The following is a 17,175-nucleotide window of genomic DNA, read 5'->3' as shown; positions in this document are numbered from 1 at the left end:
TGATTATAAAGCCCTTACTTGCGAGATAGGAGTAGGTAAGGGCTTAACACATGAACATTAAAATCTGAATTTATCTAAGGAACGACTATGAAAAAGACACTGATTGCTATCGCCCTAACACTGACTACTGCAACGGCTTTTGCTGCTATGAATCATTCAGCTGGTGACCATTCAAATATGGACCACTCAGGTATGGACCACTCGATGATGAAGAGCGGAGAGATGGATCATTCAAAGATGGATCACAGCATGATGAAGGATGGAAAGATGGACCATTCAATGATGATGAACATGGATGGAATGATGGATATGGAAGGCATGTCTGAAGTGGGTATGCCAGCAACAGGCGCGAAACCCGATAAAGTGGTTCATGTTTTATTGAGTGATGACATGAAAATCACCTTTAAAAACAAGGTCGATATTGAGCCCAATGATGTAGTTCAGTTTGTGGTGATGAACACCGGTAAGATTGACCACGAATTCTCAATTGGTTCTGCCGCAGAACAATTAGAGCATCGCGAGATGATGAAGAAGATGGGCAGCCACCACCATGATTCTGGAAGTACAGTGACAGTGAAGCCGGGTAAAGCGAAGCAGATGCTTTGGCATTTTCACGGTGACAATCACGTAGAGTTCGCGTGCAATATCCCAGGGCACACAGAAGCGGGCATGGCTAAGTCGATAACGCTGTAGGCATTATCTAATAGAGCTAGAAGTAGCTGCTAGACAAGTACAAGAAAGCTTAAAGATAAGTCTTAGCTCATCGCGTAGTTGAGACTTATCTTTCTTGGCCACTACTGTAATAGGATCGATGTTTCCAGTAGGTGCTGAGCTTCACCACTTAGGTGCGGTAGCTCTGACATGATCTTCTTAAGCTTGTCGTCGATCGATTCCACTTCACTTAAAGAGCGAAATGCAAGAACGGCTTGCTCTGGTTCGTTGCTCACATAACCCTTCAACGTATTAAGCTGAATTTTGTTCGCATTTTCGACTTTTGACAGTGCGACATTGATTGCTTCGATGTTGATTGTTAACTCATTGCTTTTAAACATTTTTATTATTTTTTGGTTGTTTCTAATTGGCGCACATTAACACAACCATTTTTTCGGATATTGACCAAGATTATTAAATTGGAACAATTTCGAAAACGACTAAAAGTAGAACAGCGGCATTAGCTATTAAAATATGAAGCAATAGAGGGAGTTAACGGGTTTATCTAGCAACAATAAAATTTATGTTGAAACGTTTGGTCTTTGGGAGAGTTTAGGCTGAATAAAGCTTAAATAGGATTGGAGCGTGCAGCGGGAATCGAACCCGCATCATCAGCTTGGAAGGCTGAGGTAATAGCCATTATACGATGCACGCACACTGTCTTAAGAGTAAGACTGAGGCATCAAGAAGACTGGAGCGTGCAGCGGGAATCGAACCCGCATCATCAGCTTGGAAGGCTGAGGTAATAGCCATTATACGATGCACGCACATCGTCTTAACGAGTTTGATAATGCCACATCTAACTGAAAACGAAACCTTTTTCTTTCATTTTTATTCTAAGTGCTCGCATAACCACCACTCCGCTAGTTTTTCAATCATGTCTGGCGTTTAGAGAGTGAATAAAATGTGACTAAACTCTCGTTAAGCTCAAGATTCAAACGGGCACTTAATTGAAAGTTTAGGGGCAAGGTATAGGGATGAATTTATAAACTGATATCGGATGTTATTTCTTCACCAACACAGGAGGAATCTAAGACTGAACGTGTTAACACAATCGAAATTTGAGCTGAATTTATAAGTGCTTTTATAACAATGTGGATGCATAGATTTAACTTACGAACGATTCGTATTATTCATTAAACTAATCCCAAATGAGTAGAGCAATACATCCCTCTGTGCGTCCGCAGAAAAAAGTAACGAATTTAGTTGATAATTCACGCAAAAGTCTCGTCATTCCGTCTATCGTTTGGTACATTTGCCGCACATTTTGTCTCGCCTAAAATACCCATGCCTTCTCAGTTCAGAATTAACAAAATTGTTGAAATTGGTGACACTCTTCACCGCAGCGGTTGTGCTCCCTATAAGCTTGAAAAATACACACAGTTCTATGCAAAAAAGCATGGTGTGGATGTGATGATCCAAGCAACACCAACCGCGATTAATTATCAATTTCCAGACGATAACAACGCCGTTATTCTTAAGCGTTTAAAGCCTGCTTCAATTAACCTGAGTTTATTGGCAAATACCATCATTCGTATTAACCAACCGAGCAGTGAGCCAGTGCCAGAGCCTGTCGGTTACTCAAAGTTTGTTACGGCACTAGCTAATATGGGTATTCCACCTGCGTATTTGATGTTAGTCGGCAGTACTTTGGAAGCGGTTGGCTTTTCTGCGTTATTGGGTTTGATGGTTTGGGTATGTCAGCAAGTCCTCCATTCACGTCGCGCAATTGCGGTTGAATTTATCTCAGCATTATTGACGGGTATCTTTGTAGCGTTTTTGGCAAGCACAGGGTTACCGATTCCCGTGTGGGCGTTGTGTATTGCGTCAATCGTCTTGTTTGTCCCCGGATTATCCATAGCCAACGCATTAGAATGTTTGGCGTTTAACGATCTCGTCTCGGGTACCAGTTTGCTAGGGCAGAGTGCCTTAACGCTGATCAAGTTGTTTGTTGGGATTATCATGGGTCTCAATATTGGTGAAGCGATTTGGGGGCAAGCGGTCTCCATCGACTATACCAATGCGGTGCCAGTGTGGATGCACATATCCGGCTTGGTGCTGATCTCAGTGTCTATCGGTGTGATGTTCAATGCGCGCCCCAAAGACATCTTACTGGGTTTGCCTGTAGCGGTTCTGGGTATGTGGGGGCCGTTCTACCTGGGTTTTGATAGTGGTTGGGTTGTGGGTACTTGGGTAACCACCGTTCTTATCACTTTGTACGGCACTTGGATTGCTAAAAAGATGGAGCTCACGGGGTCAATTTACATTGTGCAAGGCATCATCATCTTGGTTCCGGGTAGCCGCGTTCTAGTGAGTGCAAGTCAATCGGTGTTTGAACAATCTATCTTGCCGATCCCGAGTATCGGTTTATCGGCGCTGTTTATGTTCTCCGCGATTGTGGCAGGGCAAATCACCGCGTATTCGATCTACTCACCAAAAGTAGAGCGTTAATCTGATTCGATTACAGCGGCCGCTCAGGTAACTTCGTTTCTTCAACAAACACAGCTTAGCGGCTGTGTTTGTTCGTTTTAGAGCCGCTCTTTTCCTACTTTAAGTTTATCTTCAGACAATCTGGTAGATTTGTACTCGCTAAGCCTAGCAAGAGTCATTAAAATGGACGCAAATTTTATTTAAATGAAGTATTAACGTATGTCTTTACCTCCTTGTCCGCAATGCCAATCTGAATATGTCTACCCAGACCAAAACAACCTAATCTGCCCTGAGTGTGCCTATGAATGGAACCCAGAAGAAGAGCGTTTAGAAAGAGAAGCTGCGCGTGTAAAGGACGTTAACGGTGCAGTGTTAGATACCGGTGATAAAGTCACCTTCATTAAAGATTTAAAAGTGAAGGGCAGCTCTAGCGTGCTGAAAATCGGCACCAAAGCAGTGATTCGACGCATCAACGAAGGCAAAGATCATCAGCTAGATTGCAAGCTTGATGGCGGCGGTGAAATGTTGGTGACTGCAAAATACGTGAAAAAGCAGTAACCATTTTTTCGGATGATTGTCGTAAATGTTCAATGCTTTTGGGCCGTTATTGAGCATACTGACTAACAAACAGAGTCAAACTCAAACGTTAGAGAATCAAGATGATCAGAGAATACAGCGTAGCCGACACCGAAACGGTCCTTAATATTTGGCTCACGGCTTCCATTAAGGCGCACAACTTCATAGCGCCTGAATTTTGGGAGTCACAAGTGGGCAATATGCGCGATATCTACCTTCCTGCATCACAAACCTATGTGTTTCAAGCTGATGAGGAAGTTCGTGGGTTTTACTCGCTTTATGAAGGGGTATTGGCCGCGCTCTTTGTCTGCCCTGAGTATCAAGGGAGTGGCATTGGGAAACAGCTCATGCAACATGCCAAGCTTGAATGCCCGAACTTGTCTTTGAATGTGTACAAAGAGAATCAAGCAACCATTGAGTTCTACCTTTCTCAAGGCTTTACCATCGTCAGTGAACAAGCCGATGAGCACACAGGACACCAAGAGTACACCATGCATTTAGCCTAGCGTCGGGCTTAGTGAATAGTCAGACGAGCATTAGGTAGGAATAGAAGTTATATGGATATAGTCAAAGCCGACATGGCGCACTCGAATGCGTTCCTCCACTATGTAAACGCTTGTATCGATGATGGACTGGAAATCTATACCGGTATTACCGATGGCAGTGATACTTACTTAGAAAGGCGAATAGCTTATTCAAAAGGTGAGTGTTTGCCTGAAGGGTGGACGCCAGCTTCTACTTACTTTTGTATTGAGTCTGAGCAGATTCTTGGTGTGATCAGAGTTCGTCACGGTACCAGTGAATACATTCATGACGTTATCGGGCACATCGGCTATGAGACTTTGCCACAAGCGAGAGGGAGGGGTATCGCAAGTCATATGTTGTCTTGGGTTCAACGTCATGTACTTATAGAAAGCGCTATTATTACCTGTGAGTACGGCAATATTGCTTCGCAAAAAGTGATTGAGAAGTGTGGTGGCCAGTTCTTAAATACCTTTTACTCAGCGCCAGATAAACACGAAGTTTTGCGTTATCAACTAGGCCCAAAATGAACACTAAAGCATGGCACTTATCTAGGTGCGCTTGCTTTCTGTAAACGATTGTTTAATGGATGATACCACCATTGATGGTGGTTTCTTTGGTTATAGTTCATCGATTATTGTTGGAGATATTTTGAAGTATTCGACAAGACCTGCTCAGTCATCAGATTATGAATTTCTGTTCGAGCTAAAAAAGGCGGCTGAATTTGAGCCAATCAAAGCTGTTTTTGGCTGGGATGAGCAAGTTCAACGAGATATACACGCCGAAGAGTGGGCAGAGGAAAGGCCTGAAATCATTGAGTATCAGGGCAAAGCGATTGGCAGTGTGTTGCTGCAAGATAAAGGTGACCACTTCTACTTTTGCCGATTCTTCTTGCTGCCTGAATATCATGGCAAGGGTATTGGTAGCCAAATCCTCACCGATTACTTAGCTCACGCAAACAAGCTCAATAAGCCCGTTGAGTTATGTTATCTGCAAGGTAATCGCGTTGGAGAGCTGTATTTAAGGTTTGGTTTTAAAATCACCTCGCAAAACGACCAGTTTGTATATATGTGGCGTAAATAGACATTCATTCAAAATGACCACACCGTGTCTGTAACTTGATAGGCACCTGACACCCATCTAACGTAAAACCTTGTAAAGCTCCCTATGCTTCATGACTAAGCGATTACACTTAGAACAGATCGAGCGTAAGGGAGCGTGCAATGAATTATTACCCGACTTCAAAAATCGTGGGTGAGCAAAGGTTTGGTTTTGGGCCTAGATTAGGTCAAACAGCCTATTATTCGCCTTTAGAACAGTTGGATAAAAAGCCATTTATTCATCACTCCATTCAAGCTTTACCCACAACCGAATCTATCCTGATAACCGTCGGCGAGAATCGTGAACAGCGAAAGAAAGCCAAGGGTGATGAGCAAAAGATGCAAGCAATGAAGAAAGAGGCACAGTCTTTTCTTCGTACTCACTACCGACAACAAGCTCAAGCACGCCATCTGCAAAGCGTTGAAACACCTTATGGTTTCCAAGAACGCATTATTCAGTTTTGGAGTAACCACTTCGCCATCTCAGTCGATAATCGAAAATTGATGCCCTTGGCCGCCAGCATAGAAAACGATGTGATTCGCCAACATTGGAAGGGTAATTTCAGCGATATGCTGATGGCATCTTCAAAGCATCCAGCCATGCTTTTGTATCTTGATAATCAACTCTCGATTGGGCCCAATTCCAAAGTTGGTAAGCGCCGTGATAAGGGGCTCAATGAAAACCTCGCTCGTGAAATTCTAGAGCTTCATACTCTTGGTGTTGATGGCTCCTATACTCAACAAGATGTGATTGCATTGGCGAAGGCGATTTCGGGGTGGGGTATTAAATTCCAATCTCCAAATGCTGGTTTTCGATTTGCTAATAATCTCCATGAGCCCGGCAGCATTACCTTACTTGGAAAATCCTACTCCCAATCAGGCATCTCGCAAGGGGAGTCGTGTTTACAAACTCTAGCTACCCACCAAGACACAGCGAAACATTTGGTTGATAAGCTATGCCAGCACTTTATTGGTGACACTCCTAAAGACCTCTCAGAACAAATGGTCGCGATATATCTAAAAGGTAATGGTGATTTACTGCCTGTTTACCGCTTGTTACTGGGAAGCAAAGAGGCAAACGAACCCAAGCCCAATCGGTTCAGACCGCCGAAAGAGTGGCTATTTGCAGTACTTCGCAGTGCTGACATTCCTCTTAACGATAAGCAAGCGCTGAATACTCTCAACACACTCGGCCAACCACCTTTTAAACCGGGTTCACCTGCAGGATGGTCGGATCAAGACAGAGACTACAACAGCCCTTCGGCATTAACTCAACGTATGCAAGTCGCTAATAGGCTAGCCTCAATCGCGATAAAGTCGGCTAAGGCCTCGGGTACAAAACCAAAGGCGATAGTGGATGACGTGATCGCAGCTTTATATGGCGATGCGATTGATGAGCATACTCAAATTGTATTGAGCAAAGCCGACAGCGCTGCAATGCAACTTTCCCTGTTGTGGTTAAGCCCACAGTTTCAATATCGTTAGGAGTGGGTATGAAAAAGACAAACGGTTTGCAAAGTATCAATCGTCGCCAGTTTATGGGAATGGCTGCTGCAGTTGGTATGAGTGCGATGTTGCCATTTCCAAGTTTTGCCAAAACACGCTCAGACAATATTTTTATTTGGATCTCACTGCGTGGCGCTATGGATGGGTTAAACGTTGTGGTGCCATACGCCGACCCAGATTATTTGAGTTTGAGGCCAAGTATCGGATTAAAGCAGAGCCAGCTACTAAGACTAGATAGCTTTTTTGGGTTACACCCTTCGCTTAAAAACTGTCATCAATGGTATGAAAGTAAAGAGCTTAGTTTTGTACATGCGTGCTCAACACCTTATCGTGAGCGCTCCCATTTTGATGGTCAGAAGATATTAGAGAATGGTACTTCTGATCCTTACAACAAGGAGGGGTGGCTTAACCGTTTGCTCGCGCTGAGCTCAGAACAATACGATGGAATCGCGATTGATTCAGGCCTGCCGCTCATCATGCAGGGTAAGTCTACCGTGGCAAGTTGGTATCCAAACCGCTTAAAAACACGTGACAAACAAACCGAGCTACTTGAAGAACTCTTCCAAAGTGACCAAATGCTGTCATCCAATTTTGAAAGCGTCATGAAAATCGATGAGCTGGTGGGTGACCAAGGCGTTGGCAAACAATTTAAGTCATTGATGAGTAAAACGGGCGACATCTTATCTGCTGATAAAGGGCCAAATATCGCTGCATTAGAATTAGGTGGTTGGGATACCCACGCAAATCAAGGCAGCGTTAATGGTAGGTTGAGTAACCAACTTAAAACCTTGGATGCAGGATTAGCAGCGCTTAAGGCATCGTTAGGGGCACGCTGGAATAACACGGTGATCATCGCCGCTAGCGAGTTTGGTCGAACAGCTAAGGAGAACGGTACAAAAGGCACCGATCACGGCACTGGTAACGTCATGCTTATCGCTGGTGGCGCGATGGCTAGCAAGGCTTCAAACACATCGAGTTCAGGCGCATCTGGAGGTAGAGTTATCGCAAACTGGCCGGGGTTAAGCCAAGAGAATCTGTATCAAGGGCGAGATCTCAAACCAACCACCGACATGCGAGGAGTAATTAAGGGCGTGTTGAACCAGCATCTGTCGATAGAACAAAAGCAGCTCGACACCATCTTCCCTGATAGTGAAATGGTAAAGCCACTGGAAATCATCTAGTAGGGCGTTTCCCTTAACAATTAATGGAACTTGGGAGTAGATTTGATTTCGTTTAACTGTGAAATGATCTGCTCTTCAGTTTGCTTGATCCAGTCATAGCGTTTTGTGTACAAGCGGCGTTTAGTCTTTTTTAGTGTGTCGGTATCTTTACGCAGAGGCTTAGTGGGCAAAGAAAACCAGTGTTTATCGACCAAAGCTCCGCCATTTTCAGTCCACAACGTGTCGTAATCAAATGTTATAGCTCCACGTTTAGAACCGATATAGCGCATCGCTTGGTAGATATGACCTTTATTCGAAACAGCTAAAATCTCATCAACTTTCATATAATTAGCAAACATAATTGCCAGTTCAATCATGAGTGACTTTGGTCTTAGTCCGTGCAATGAACGCGTCAGTTCTTTGAGCTTCTCTTGGCTGTTGGCAATACGCTTGTTTGTACCTTGTAGACAGCCGATGTGCATGGTTCGACGCCCATTGTTATCAGAGATATTAAAGGTGACCGAGTAAATGGTGAACCCGGTATTAGCCTCGACGAGTCGGATCCCCAGTGAGCCTTCACGAGACTCCCCTGAGAAAGTCTCAATTCTGAACTCATCTCCATTCCTGTCTGCAAAGGTCAGAAGTTCTACGTTAGAAAGGTGCAAATACACTGTATTCGCACCAAATGTTCGCTCTAAAAGTTCGAAGTGAGAATGCAGTAACGAAGCGCGTGTTTTAGGCTTGATGCCAACACAGATAAATGGTTTTAGCGGCTTTTCAAAGATCTTGGGATTCTGCTCTAACAGGTTTGAAAGGTTGTTTTTCTCTTTAAGCTGACGCACCTTGTGAATGATCTTTGGGTTCATAACGCCCCATAGTGTAAAGCGCATATTTTTCTTGATTCGGGTTAAACCTTTGGTATTTGGGTGTACAGCATTTGAAAGCTCAACGATTTGACGAAAGTTTTGCACGTTTACCTCGACTTAGACAACAAAAAGCATCGTTGAAAATAAAGAACGACGCTCCATAAAATAATAAGTAGGTGTTAGTGAAAAAATCGTGAAACCTGACTAAGTTGGTTTCTTTCAACCAGGGTAGTTAAACGCGATTAGGGAGAGCTTGCTTGGAGGGGAGATAAATAAGAGAACTGTCAGTATTCTTATAAAATAATGCTAAACATATCAATATTTTATTAATTGGCATTTTCGGTTTGATTTTTTAATGATAGGGTCGCTGAATGATTATATTGATAAGAATAAAGGCTTTATATGAATAAGTTTCTGAGTGTCGCGTTAGTTGCAGCTACGAGTCTTTCAGGTTGTAAAAGTATTCCTACTTCGGCTACGGACACCTTGTCAGAACCGCAAGGTAACGGCGCATTAGCTATCGCGACCGATATATCAAAGCACGATTCAACTTACCCGTGTGTAACATTCTCGTTTGATATACAAGAAAAAGTCGATGGTAAATTGGTTGGTTCTGAACCACAAACCTTACGTGTATTTGTGTATGAAGATACAAAGTACGCACTGTTTGATGGTATTAAACCGGGAAATTATGTATTAACACAGTTTCGATGCAATATGCGTCGTGGTCTTGTTGCTAACGATGGAAGATCGTTTCTTAGTCTTGATCTAGAAACTGAGCATACCATTAGGGCTAATACAATAACGATGTCTTCAAACTTCATTCACGCGACTCAAGATGAAGATCGTTCCTTTGCTTTACACGTTGGTATTTGGCAACCGAATGATGCTGTGCATTTCCAGAATCTACTGACGAACGAAGTGAGTAACAAATGGGAAGTGAGTGACTTTGAAGGTTAGTTAAGTACGTCACTATGGCAGCTTCCATTGCAGCCATAGTGACTGTGACCGAACGAGTTATTTTAATGCTAACCCTAAACCAAAAGATACCAATCCAACACCACACGCTTGATTGAGCCTTTTCTTGGCTTTCAACAAGTGTTTTTGCAATGTCTTTGAAGTGAAAAGTATTGCGACAATTCCAAACCACAAGCCGTGAAGAACAATCATGTAAAGCCCGTAACCGAGTGCGACATGGTGGTTCGCAGCGTCAGGTGAGATGACTTGGCTGAAAATACTCAAGAAGAACAACATGGTTTTAGGATTGAGTACGTTACACAAAAAGCCTTGTGCCAAGTAGCGCCAAACACTAATGCTCTGCGTGGTTTCTTCCATAGGTGCGAGTTTGCTATCTGCGCTTAGGATGCCTTTTATTCCAAGGTAAATAAGGTAAGCGGCCCCTGCGTATCGAATGATGTCGAAAAGCTGCTCATTCTGTGAGATTAAGTAACTAATGCCTAGCATCGAATAACTGATGTGAACACAAATCGCTAGGCTGACACCTATTGCAGTCCAAATACCGGCTTGTCTTCCTTGATTAACACTGTTCTTCAAAACCAAAACGAAATCAGCACCGGGACTTATAACAATCAATAGTCCTAACACCGCTAAGCTTAACCACTCCATAAATACTCCAACTCTCTTATTTGATGAGCCGTCATTGTATGGTTTTTAATTGCTGCCTATAATCGAAATGAATTCCATTGAATTGTGAGAAAAAGTCACACATGAGGCACCTTAAAGCATTTCATGTTTTCCATGTTGCGGCTCACTCTACGAGTTACAGTGAAGCGGCAGAAAAACTCAATATTACCCATGGCGCGGTGAGCAAACAGATCAAGGTTCTGGAAAACCACCTGTCTCAAACTTTGTTTTATAAGCAGGGTCGTAATGTGTGTTTGACCAAAGAGGGTGAGTTACTCAAAGGTTACACAGAGCAAGCGTTTCAGGCGTTGGATACCGGTGTTCAAAAGCTCAACCAACTTAACAATCATGCGCTCGAGGTGTCGTGTGAGCCAACATTAACCATGCGTTGGTTGATGCCGCGTTTAGGTGATTTTTACGCCGAGTCGGGCATTGATGTTCGCTTGTCTACCGCAGGTGGGGCTGTGAATTTAGATGCTACTGGCCTCGATATGGCGATTCGCCGAGATGATTTTAAATTAACCGAAAGTTACGAACAGATACCGTTAGTCGAAGAGTGGGTAGGCCCTGTGTGCTCGCCGGATTACTGGCAACAGGTAAAAAACAACTTAGGTGATGTGAAATTACTGCACAGCAACACGCGACTAAATGCTTGGAGTGATTGGGGAGCTATCACTGAAGACACAGGTAATAGCGGAGAGCTGTCAAAATCTGCTGCAAACCAAACATTTGCACACTTCTATTTTTGCTTTCAGGCGGCTGTCGACGGGTTAGGCATAGCACTTGGGTCTTATCCACTTATCGCCGATGATATTGAAAGAGGTAACTTGATCGCGCCGTTTAGCTTTGTACCTTCTGGTCACCAGTACATATTGCTCACACAAGATAGCAATCAAGATGAGTCAGGCAGTTCATTCGTGACTTGGTTGAAGAGCGAGTTGTCCCAGTGTGTTCCTGTTATTAAAAACTAACAGTATCCCTAAGTCAGAAGCTAATTACCTCTTGATGTGGAGTGTTTCGCAAGTGCATGAGGCGGAACACCGAACGCTTTCTTAAATGCATTGGTGAAGTTAGAAGGGTACTGATAACCCGCTTCATAGGCTGCTTCGGTTATTGATACTAAGCCTCGCTCTAAGTGTTGGCGCGCGATATCTAAGCGGCGGTGGCGAATGTAGCCGTTGATCGTCAGGTTGTAAGACTGCTTAAATCGACGTTGTAAGTTAGAGATACTCATTGAGAATCGACTTGCGATGTTTTCAACGCTGAGTGGCTTATCTAGGTTTATTTCAATGTAGCTGATGATGTCTTCAATCTTGGCATCGAACCCTTTTTCAGCCGAAACTTGGTTATCGTTTTGGTCAAAATCAACGTTCTGATTCGTTCCGGTTGGGCTAGCGTTAATATCCTCAGAAGTGCACTTTTGGCAGCATTGAATCGGCATCTGAGACAAGGTTCGAGCAAGCAACTGCTGAGTCAGCGTCTCTACGACAAGCTTGTCTTGAAAGTTGGTCGGTGTCGCTTGGCCAGTGAGTGTATTGGCGAGTTGAATGATGTCAGCGTTGAACTGCACATTGTAAAACGCCTTGTGTGAATCTAAGAACGATTTGCTTGAACAGTGGTCACTTAAACGTGGTTTTACCCATTGTGGCTTAACCAAGATGTTGATCTTATTCATCTTGTTATCTTGAATTAACGAGCGCCTAAAGTTGGCAGGTTTAGCTAAGTTGACCACCACGCCTTGCGGCCCATTACTGGCATCGAGATCGAACTCAAGATCGTCGTAGCCAAAGGTGAGTTTCCCTTCGAGAAGAATCGTAATCAAGATCGCTGAGTGGGCTGTTGAGACGATGTTGCTATCGACCAATTCAATACAGCGACCGCCATGCACAAAAATTTGGTCATTGTATTGATAAGAAAGGAACTTTCCCTCAGCAAGCGAAGTCTGCTTGGTTTGACCTTGTGTCACAATGATCTGCTTTTCAGTCTGTTCTAGCTTTTTGGTTAGAGCGACTTTTTTCGTTAACACTGGTTTATTCGCTGACACAGCTTTCTTGTTTAACTCGACTCTTCCAGTCATAGCCGTTTCGGCAAGTTTAGTTTGCTCTGACGCTACTTCACCCATTTGACCTTTCCTCATAACAGCTATGCGTTTTCGCATAAGCAAATCATCTGTGCATTTATAAACTACAACTCTATCATATTTGCGAATTATTATCATTTACATCTAGGATTGAATTATGGAAAGCCCAGTCAGCTCAACAATCAAGCTTTCAACCCTCTGTATTGCCATAGCCAGCGCGTTTAGCAGCCCAGTGATGGCAGAGGAGAGCACATCGCACTTTGATGAAGTGGTGGTGTGGGGAACGAAGGTATCCAGTAACACCGAATCGATCATTGCTGATGATATGTCACTCAAGCAGGCTGACCATATGTCGGACTTACTGCGTGAGATTCCCGGTGTTGATGTTGGGGGAACGCACTCGGTCAACCAACGAATTACCATCCGTGGTTTAAGTGAAACTGACTTAGATATTCGACTTGATGGTGCTTCTCAGCACGCGAACATGTTCCACCATATTGGTAACCTTACTCTTAACCCAGACATTTTGAAATCGGCCGATATCCAAGTGGGTAACAACTCGGTCACGCAAAATGGACTTGGTGGTTCTGTGTTGTTTGAAACCAAAGACGCGAAAGATCTGCTTCGTTATGATGAGAGCTTTGGGGCTCGTGTTTATGGTGGCTATGCCACGAACGCAAGCCAGCAAGGTTCATTAACTGTGTATGGCTTATTGTCGGATAACGTTGATGCCATGCTCTACAGCCACTACATGAGCCGTGATGATTTTAAAGACGGTGATGGAAATGAAACCTTTGGTTCAGAAGGGGATGTATACAACATTCTCGGTAAGATTGGGTTTGAGCCGAGTGACTTACACCGCTTTGAACTCTCTTATGATCTCTACCGTGATAGCGGTGATTACAGTCCGCGTCCAGATATGTCGGGTGGTGCGAATGAAGGCTTGTCCAACGAGATCCTCATTCCTACCGATTATGACCGTGACACAATAACGGCTAGCTATGAGCTACGTGGTGAAAGTCATAAGGGTAACGTTACTCTGTATAACACAGAGACCGAGATTCAGCGTGATGAAAGCGTTATGGCACCGCGTTGGCCATCGAATCGCTTGTCTAATAACACTGCGAAGAACCAAAACTTTGGCTTGAATGCTAAGTTCCAATCGGACTACCGCTTAATGTCGTTTGATAATATCGCGACCTATGGCTTTGACTACATGGACAAGTCATCAAGCAGCTATTACGGTAGCAGTAAGTTTATGGACGAGTCAGCAATTTCTACCGCACTTTTTGTTGAAGACCAGTTCTACTTTACTCAAGCCTTTTCTATCACCGCAGGTGTTCGTTTTGATGATTATCAACGTAAAGCTGAGACAGGAAACGACGACTTTGACGACGTAACATGGTCGTTGGCAACACAATGGGACGTGACTCAAGATTGGACATTGTTCGCAAGCACGCGCTCGTTGTTCAAAGGCCCAGAGTTGATGGAAACCTTTATTGCTTACCAAGATGTCGCGTATCTAGCGGACGACATCAAAGCTGAAACGGGGCAGAACACACAGGGTGGTGTGCGTTTTGATAAGCGTATCGATGATCACTTTGTTGGTGCTAACCTAACCGTGTTTCAAACCAATATTGATGATTACATTACTGAAGAGTACCAGGCTGCAAGCCAGAGTTACTTGATTTACAACTTGGGTGATGTAGAGATTAAGGGCTTCGAGGCAAGCTTGTCTTACGGCTACGAGATGTTTAACAGCAAACTGTCTTATGCGCGTTCAGATACTAAAAACAAAGACACAGGCGGCGCTGTCGCGGGTGGTAATGGTCGCAGTATTGATATGGGCGATAGCATCACGTTGACTCTGGATTACCAGTCAGAAGCGCTTGAAACGATCTTTGGTTGGAACTCGATGTTTGTTAAAGACGAAGATAACGTATTTGATGGTCAGCCAATTAAAGAAGGCTACGATGTTCATAACCTTTACGCTCAATGGGTGCCATCAAATGTTGACGGATTGTCTGTTACCTTTGGTGTCGATAACGTATTTGATGAGCAATACACCTCACACGCATCTCGTTCAGGTACAGCAAGAGGCTTTACCTTGGATGACTATGAACCGGGCCGTAACTACAAGCTTTCTGCCGCGTATCAGTTCTAGAAAGGTTTAAATTCATAGGTTTGGTTGGAGCGATAAACTCACGGTCGTAGGGATCCGGAAAGTTTATTACTCGAAATTGAAGTTATCCGTTTAAGTCATTCGTTTTAGTGAAGACAAAAGCGCCTCTCGAGCAAGGAATCGAGAGGCGCTTTAGTTTTTGATTGTCTGAGCAGTTAATCAGGCTCCACAATGCTATTCAATTGGCAGAGACAAGACACCACCATTGAGTTCGACTTGGTTTAACCATTCTGTTGGAATCGCGCCGTCTTCTTCATAGAAGCAAGCCGCTAATACCGCGCCAATTACAATCGCACGCCCGCAGCTATCACCACCACATAAGATGTTGTCGCGGATACCTTGTTTAAAGCTCTGAGCGCCAGCAATAATGCGAATCAGTAGTGGGAACGCGGCACTCAATTCACAATGTAATCCGAACTTTTTCGCGGCATCTGTTATTGAAAGTTCGGGCTCAGCCAGTGCTTCATCGATTTGGTCGTGTATAAACTTGCTGCAGGTTTGTCGCACCATTTCTACCGATTGAAGTGGAGAGTTGCCTTGAATAGCAGCTTGAATCAGTAGAGTAATCGCTTGTGCCCACTCTACCGCTTTATCATTATTATTAGTGACTCGAACCGCACTTTCGACCATAGCCGGTAAGGTGTGAGAGGTGTAGGTACATGCCACTAACGGAATAAGTTTTGAAACTGCAGGTAATTGGGTGTCATCAGCGCCACAGGCTATGATTGGAGCATCTGCTAGCTCTAGTTGATGTATGTTCAGCAAGCTCATACGAGTCGCTTTATCAATGTAACCTTGCCAACTGCCACCAAAATCAAACCAGAAACGGAAGTGCTTAATGTAACTCGCTTCGTCGTAGTGTTGATTGTCGACTAGGCTATCGACCATCGCCAATAACTGAGCACCGTATTGCGATTGGTCGCCAGCGGTTTTACCTTGGTGGGCAAAGTAGCCTTTGTCTTGATAATCGAACTGGTTTGGTGAGCGAAATTCTGGTTCAAAACCCGCCACGTGTAAGATCCTCTCTTGGTCATACAACCAATGCAGCCCCATGGAAGCGGCGTCTCCAACCAATGCGCCAACAACGGCGTAAAAAGCTCTTTCTTTATGATTGTCCATGCTGAGTGAAGTCCTTGAGAAGATCCAATGGAATTTGATACTTCAATTATAGTGTCTAAATGATGGGTTTGCTGTGTTTCGGTAGAGAGTTTTAAGCAATTAATCCTGATTAGTCAATGAGTTAAACCAATCAGGCTAAGTGGATGAATATTATCAATTAGGTGTTGATACTGGCCATCGAACCAATGCTTGAATTCACGTTCAAATGGCCAGTGATGTTAGCGGTTTAGATAAACACTCGATCGTTGCTCGATTACTTTGAAAATCCTCGAAAGAGTGAAACATAGTGCGAAGTAAACCGCGCCTACAATCAACCAGATCTCGAAGATCAAACCGGAAGAGTTGGCCATTTCAGTGCCAACAAACGTCATTTCTTGAATGGAAATCAGCGACACAATCGAGGTGTCTTTTACTAGCGAAATTGCCTGACCCGCTAAAGGTGGCGTGATTGCGGTTAACACCTGTGGGCCAACCACATATCGATATTTAGAGAATGCAGACAAGCCCAGAGAGTCGGCCGCTTCCCATTGTCCTTTAGGGATGCTTTCTAAGCCAGCTCGAATAACCTCAGCGATATAAGCGGAAGAGAGCAGGCCAATACAGATTACGCCAGAGGCTAAGTTTTCCCAAAGGTTTGCAGGCCCGAATAGGAAATCTTGAACAGCGTTAATTTCACCATTGTGTTCACGTAAAAGGGTTTCTAAACCAAGCAAAGGGATCAACTGGTTAGAGACAAAGAAGTAAAAGATAAACACAAACACCAATGGTGGAATGTTTCGAACCAACTGGATGAAAAGCAGCGCCGGTGTTTTGAATAAAGCGATCTTAGAGTGTCTTGCTACTCCTAACAGTGTGCCGAAAGAGAGTGCTAAGACCATGCTCCATAAGCTCAAACGCAATGTTGCGACCAAGCCTTGGAAGAAATAAGGAATACTGCCTTGAGACGGTGGAATAAAGATTAACGTGAACGCGTCTTTCCATCGCCACTGATAATTAATACCGACAGCAGAGCGATAATAAAGCCAACCTGCGAACGCACAAATGATGGCAAACAACACTCCATCTAATAGATTGAGGCGTTGATACCAAGGCTTCGAGTGAAGGTTGGGCTTGGGCGTTGATAATGCGCTAGTACTACTCACGTCATTCCTGTTTAAACGATGATAATTAATGTGTTGTGAGAGGTGGCTACGAGTTTATAGCTATCTCGGGTGTTTCTTAAAAGGCAGTACCAGCAAGGTACTGCCTTGATTAGTTATTTAGCGAATAGCTAGCTTTA

The 17,175-nt window shown here is 43.9% G+C and carries 17 protein-coding genes and 2 tRNA genes; 11 read left to right on the top strand and 8 right to left on the bottom strand.

The window, feature by feature from the left end:
- The first annotated feature begins 87 nt into the window (after positions 1–87).
- Positions 88–693, top strand: coding sequence for a cupredoxin family protein (locus FLM53_RS21180; protein ID WP_176679531.1), 606 nt, complete (start codon positions 88–90; stop codon positions 691–693).
- A gap of 101 nt (positions 694–794) precedes the next feature.
- Here FLM53_RS21180 and FLM53_RS21175 read toward each other — a convergent pair whose 3' ends face one another.
- The 3 genes from FLM53_RS21175 to FLM53_RS21165 form a co-directional block, all read right to left on the bottom strand.
- On the bottom strand, positions 795–1,052 hold the full coding sequence (locus tag FLM53_RS21175; RefSeq protein ID WP_176679532.1) for a hypothetical protein: 258 nt from the start codon (positions 1,050–1,052) through the stop codon (positions 795–797).
- A gap of 238 nt (positions 1,053–1,290) precedes the next feature.
- A tRNA-Gly gene (locus FLM53_RS21170) sits at positions 1,291–1,365 on the bottom strand.
- 38 nt (positions 1,366–1,403) lie between these two features.
- Positions 1,404–1,478, bottom strand: a tRNA-Gly gene (locus tag FLM53_RS21165).
- Positions 1,479–1,998: 520 nt separating this feature from the next.
- Between FLM53_RS21165 and FLM53_RS21160 the strand changes: the two genes are divergently transcribed.
- The 7 genes from FLM53_RS21160 to FLM53_RS21130 all read left to right on the top strand — a co-directional run bounded on the left by FLM53_RS21160 (position 1,999) and on the right by FLM53_RS21130 (position 8,026).
- On the top strand, positions 1,999–3,162 hold the full coding sequence (locus tag FLM53_RS21160) for a threonine/serine exporter family protein (protein ID WP_076654024.1): 1,164 nt from the start codon (positions 1,999–2,001) through the stop codon (positions 3,160–3,162).
- 198 nt (positions 3,163–3,360) lie between these two features.
- Positions 3,361–3,699 (top strand): zinc ribbon domain-containing protein YjdM, encoded by a 339-nt coding sequence (locus tag FLM53_RS21155; RefSeq protein WP_132745611.1) that lies wholly within the window; start codon positions 3,361–3,363, stop codon positions 3,697–3,699.
- Positions 3,700–3,800: 101 nt separating this feature from the next.
- Positions 3,801–4,223 carry an N-acetyltransferase gene (locus FLM53_RS21150; RefSeq protein WP_176679533.1) on the top strand — a complete coding sequence of 141 codons (423 nt, stop codon included), beginning with the start codon at positions 3,801–3,803 and terminating at the stop codon, positions 4,221–4,223.
- Positions 4,224–4,274: 51 nt separating this feature from the next.
- Positions 4,275–4,769, top strand: coding sequence for a GNAT family N-acetyltransferase (locus tag FLM53_RS21145; RefSeq protein WP_176679534.1), 495 nt, complete (start codon positions 4,275–4,277; stop codon positions 4,767–4,769).
- 121 nt (positions 4,770–4,890) lie between these two features.
- Positions 4,891–5,322 carry a GNAT family N-acetyltransferase gene (locus FLM53_RS21140; protein WP_176680067.1) on the top strand — a complete coding sequence of 144 codons (432 nt, stop codon included), beginning with the start codon at positions 4,891–4,893 and terminating at the stop codon, positions 5,320–5,322.
- Between the two features lie 140 nt (positions 5,323–5,462).
- Complete coding sequence (locus FLM53_RS21135) at positions 5,463–6,824, top strand: DUF1800 family protein (RefSeq protein WP_176679535.1); 1,362 nt, start codon at positions 5,463–5,465, stop codon at positions 6,822–6,824.
- Between the two features lie 8 nt (positions 6,825–6,832).
- Positions 6,833–8,026 carry a DUF1501 domain-containing protein gene (locus FLM53_RS21130; RefSeq protein WP_176679536.1) on the top strand — a complete coding sequence of 398 codons (1,194 nt, stop codon included), beginning with the start codon at positions 6,833–6,835 and terminating at the stop codon, positions 8,024–8,026.
- 20 nt (positions 8,027–8,046) lie between these two features.
- Here the strand turns inward: FLM53_RS21130 and FLM53_RS21125 are convergent, their stop codons facing one another.
- Positions 8,047–8,976, bottom strand: coding sequence for a DUF535 family protein (locus FLM53_RS21125; RefSeq protein ID WP_176679537.1), 930 nt, complete (start codon positions 8,974–8,976; stop codon positions 8,047–8,049).
- Between the two features lie 297 nt (positions 8,977–9,273).
- Between FLM53_RS21125 and FLM53_RS21120 the strand changes: the two genes are divergently transcribed.
- The gene (locus FLM53_RS21120; protein ID WP_176679538.1) at positions 9,274–9,831 is read left to right on the top strand and encodes a hypothetical protein; all 558 of its coding nucleotides are present in this window, start codon (positions 9,274–9,276) and stop codon (positions 9,829–9,831) included.
- A 57-nt stretch (positions 9,832–9,888) separates the two neighbouring features.
- Here FLM53_RS21120 and FLM53_RS21115 read toward each other — a convergent pair whose 3' ends face one another.
- Entirely contained in the window at positions 9,889–10,497 is a 609-nt protein-coding gene (locus FLM53_RS21115; RefSeq protein WP_176679539.1) for a LysE family translocator, read from the bottom strand.
- 101 nt (positions 10,498–10,598) lie between these two features.
- Between FLM53_RS21115 and FLM53_RS21110 the strand changes: the two genes are divergently transcribed.
- Positions 10,599–11,486 (top strand): LysR family transcriptional regulator, encoded by an 888-nt coding sequence (locus FLM53_RS21110; RefSeq protein WP_176679540.1) that lies wholly within the window; start codon positions 10,599–10,601, stop codon positions 11,484–11,486.
- 20 nt (positions 11,487–11,506) lie between these two features.
- On the opposite strand, the gene FLM53_RS21105 is transcribed toward FLM53_RS21110, so the two are convergent.
- The gene (locus FLM53_RS21105) at positions 11,507–12,733 is read right to left on the bottom strand and encodes an AraC family transcriptional regulator (protein ID WP_176679541.1); all 1,227 of its coding nucleotides are present in this window, start codon (positions 12,731–12,733) and stop codon (positions 11,507–11,509) included.
- Between the two features lie 19 nt (positions 12,734–12,752).
- On the opposite strand from FLM53_RS21105, the gene FLM53_RS21100 reads away from it, so the two are divergent.
- Complete coding sequence (locus FLM53_RS21100; protein WP_176679542.1) at positions 12,753–14,759, top strand: TonB-dependent siderophore receptor; 2,007 nt, start codon at positions 12,753–12,755, stop codon at positions 14,757–14,759.
- Positions 14,760–14,951: 192 nt separating this feature from the next.
- On the opposite strand, the gene FLM53_RS21095 is transcribed toward FLM53_RS21100, so the two are convergent.
- Both FLM53_RS21095 and FLM53_RS21090 read right to left on the bottom strand, forming a co-directional pair.
- Entirely contained in the window at positions 14,952–15,896 is a 945-nt protein-coding gene (locus tag FLM53_RS21095) for an ADP-ribosylglycohydrolase family protein (protein ID WP_176679543.1), read from the bottom strand.
- Positions 15,897–16,114: 218 nt separating this feature from the next.
- Complete coding sequence (locus tag FLM53_RS21090) at positions 16,115–17,038, bottom strand: amino acid ABC transporter permease (RefSeq protein WP_176679544.1); 924 nt, start codon at positions 17,036–17,038, stop codon at positions 16,115–16,117.
- Between the last annotated feature and the right edge of the window lie 137 nt (positions 17,039–17,175).

This window comes from Vibrio sp. Scap24 (genome assembly GCF_013394185.1).
Taxonomy (GTDB): Bacteria; Pseudomonadota; Gammaproteobacteria; order Enterobacterales; family Vibrionaceae; genus Vibrio; species Vibrio pomeroyi.
Note: the sequence above shows the minus strand (reverse complement) of the source record. Positions and strands in the feature narration are given on the sequence as shown.

Excerpts from the sequence above, each read along its gene's own strand:
- FLM53_RS21095 (WP_176679543.1), bottom strand. The coding sequence starts at position 15,896 with ATGGACAATCATAAAGAAAGAGCTTTTTACGCCGTTGTTGGCGCATTG.
- FLM53_RS21115 (WP_176679539.1), bottom strand. The coding sequence starts at position 10,497 with ATGGAGTGGTTAAGCTTAGCGGTGTTAGGACTATTGATTGTTATAAGT.
- FLM53_RS21150 (WP_176679533.1), top strand. The coding sequence starts at position 3,801 with ATGATCAGAGAATACAGCGTAGCCGACACCGAAACGGTCCTTAATATT.
- FLM53_RS21110 (WP_176679540.1), top strand. The coding sequence starts at position 10,599 with ATGAGGCACCTTAAAGCATTTCATGTTTTCCATGTTGCGGCTCACTCT.
- FLM53_RS21155 (WP_132745611.1), top strand. The coding sequence starts at position 3,361 with ATGTCTTTACCTCCTTGTCCGCAATGCCAATCTGAATATGTCTACCCA.
- FLM53_RS21105 (WP_176679541.1), bottom strand. The coding sequence starts at position 12,733 with ATGATAATAATTCGCAAATATGATAGAGTTGTAGTTTATAAATGCACA.
- FLM53_RS21120 (WP_176679538.1), top strand. The coding sequence starts at position 9,274 with ATGAATAAGTTTCTGAGTGTCGCGTTAGTTGCAGCTACGAGTCTTTCA.
- FLM53_RS21100 (WP_176679542.1), top strand. The coding sequence starts at position 12,753 with ATGGAAAGCCCAGTCAGCTCAACAATCAAGCTTTCAACCCTCTGTATT.
- FLM53_RS21130 (WP_176679536.1), top strand. The coding sequence starts at position 6,833 with ATGAAAAAGACAAACGGTTTGCAAAGTATCAATCGTCGCCAGTTTATG.
- FLM53_RS21135 (WP_176679535.1), top strand. The coding sequence starts at position 5,463 with ATGAATTATTACCCGACTTCAAAAATCGTGGGTGAGCAAAGGTTTGGT.
- FLM53_RS21180 (WP_176679531.1), top strand. The coding sequence starts at position 88 with ATGAAAAAGACACTGATTGCTATCGCCCTAACACTGACTACTGCAACG.
- FLM53_RS21175 (WP_176679532.1), bottom strand. The coding sequence starts at position 1,052 with ATGTTTAAAAGCAATGAGTTAACAATCAACATCGAAGCAATCAATGTC.
- FLM53_RS21145 (WP_176679534.1), top strand. The coding sequence starts at position 4,275 with ATGGATATAGTCAAAGCCGACATGGCGCACTCGAATGCGTTCCTCCAC.
- FLM53_RS21160 (WP_076654024.1), top strand. The coding sequence starts at position 1,999 with ATGCCTTCTCAGTTCAGAATTAACAAAATTGTTGAAATTGGTGACACT.